The sequence below is a fragment of the Cerasicoccus arenae genome, from assembly GCF_014651635.1.
Taxonomy (GTDB): Bacteria; Verrucomicrobiota; Verrucomicrobiia; order Opitutales; family Cerasicoccaceae; genus Cerasicoccus; species Cerasicoccus arenae.
On sequence record NZ_BMXG01000051.1, the window covers coordinates 1 to 1,599 of the forward strand.

General features: G+C 44.6%; 2 protein-coding genes. Both read left to right on the plus strand.

What is annotated here, in order from left to right; all coding sequences use genetic code 11:
- The coding region (locus IE065_RS17825; RefSeq protein WP_229792163.1) for a Hint domain-containing protein at positions 1-955 on the plus strand (955 nt) is incomplete at its 5' end.
- 13 nt (positions 956-968) lie between these two features.
- Positions 969-1,403 (plus strand): DUF695 domain-containing protein, encoded by a 435-nt coding sequence (locus IE065_RS17830; protein ID WP_189517676.1) that lies wholly within the window; start codon positions 969-971, stop codon positions 1,401-1,403.
- Positions 1,404-1,599: the final 196 nt, after the last annotated feature.

Here is a 1,599-nt window from a genome sequence, read left to right on the forward strand (position 1 = left end):
ACCAATGGTCACCATTAGGAAATCGCCACTAACTCCAAATCATTACCAAGAAGAAAGGCCAATGGTTACCATTGGCAGTCAAGAAGGGTGGAGGCCGGACGCTTACGAATTAGCAACCGAACTTGCAATTCCTATCGATGAAGCCGCTGCGCTGAATAAGTTTAATAAGGCGAAGAAAGTTGTTCCCGATGGATGTTTCATTGCAGGAACTTTAGTTTCCACGCCGGATGGCTTTGTGGAGATTCAGGACCTTGAATCTGGGGATTTGGTCTACGCTTATAACTTTGAAACTGGTGAAGTTGTCGAACGAGAAGTGTTGGAGACGATAAATAATTTCACCTATTATTGGATTGATGTTGAAATTGCAGCTGGGACGATTGTTGCAACACGTTTTCACTGTTTCTGGGTAGAGTCTGAAAATGACTGGCTTTATGCAATCGACCTGAAACCGGGCATGGTTGTTCGCCTAGCTGATGGCGGACTTGCTGAAATTGAAGGCACAACTATGCACGAGCTTAGTCAACCGGAAGACACCTTCAATTTAGAGGTTGCAGTCGACCATAACTATTTCGTCGGAATAAACTCGATATTAGTCCACAATGGTGACGAAAATGGGAATTCAAAAAAAAGTGAAAAGCCCCAACACCGATATGTGATTAGAGATACTCAAGTTCAAAACCCGGCAGGAGGCAGTGATGCAGTAAAAACTGGTGTTAGTGGAACGGAATTAAATCAGAATGGAACGTCGGGCCAAGCAAACAGGCAAGTTAATCAATTTAATAAACAAGAAGGTGTAGGTCGTTTTCAAGCTGAGGTTGTGGAGAAGAACGTTACTGGAAGTGATGGACAAACCTCTAGGGAGAAGATACTTGCCTCTGAGCAAAAAGCAGCAACTGAGTTGAAGGAGGAAGGCAATTCTATGAGTAAGCATGTAAGGCCTAAGCCTGGTTGCTAAGGAGTGATTGTTTATGGATGTTTTTGTAATAAATGATGTGTGGACTCTTTCAAAGGGGACCCATGATGGGTTGCCTCTATTAGTTAGGTTTCGACAGGGTTTGGATATTGATTCAGGTCGCCGACTAATTCCTCACCAATTAAAAATCACTTGGGGGTTCGAGGATGCTGTTGACCAAGGGCTTCCGTCAGAAGCCGAGGAAAGGAGTTTGGAAGATTTTGAGAACCATCTGATACCTGAGCTTGAGCGCGATTCGCAATCAGCGCTTGCTGTCGTAATTACAAATAATGGCCGCAGGAGTTGGTATATTTATACAAACGACGTCGAAGAATTTAGCAGACGTTTGCATGCTATTCCACAGAAAGAGGACCCATATCCTATTGACATTGCCTTGACTCGAAACGAGGCGTGGCAATTCTACACGGATATCGTGAAAAACTGTAGTTAATTGCTAGAATTGCTACAAGCCATCCGCACGCATTTTCCTTTGGTCGAGTTACGCAAACTGAGCCAGTGCATGTGTTAGTCTGGCTTTATTTTGACCCGCTCCCAATCTTCATGCCATAGGCAGTGCTAGGATTTTCCGCTTCGATTGGGTTGTTGTTGTCTTGGCTACAGCTTGCTGGGCGTATTCGGCCGGAGGC

What these genes read in the sequence shown, in the direction of transcription:
- IE065_RS17830 (WP_189517676.1), top strand. Translation starts at nt 969, where the DNA reads ATGGATGTTTTTGTAATAAATGATGTGTGGACTCTTTCAAAGGGGACC.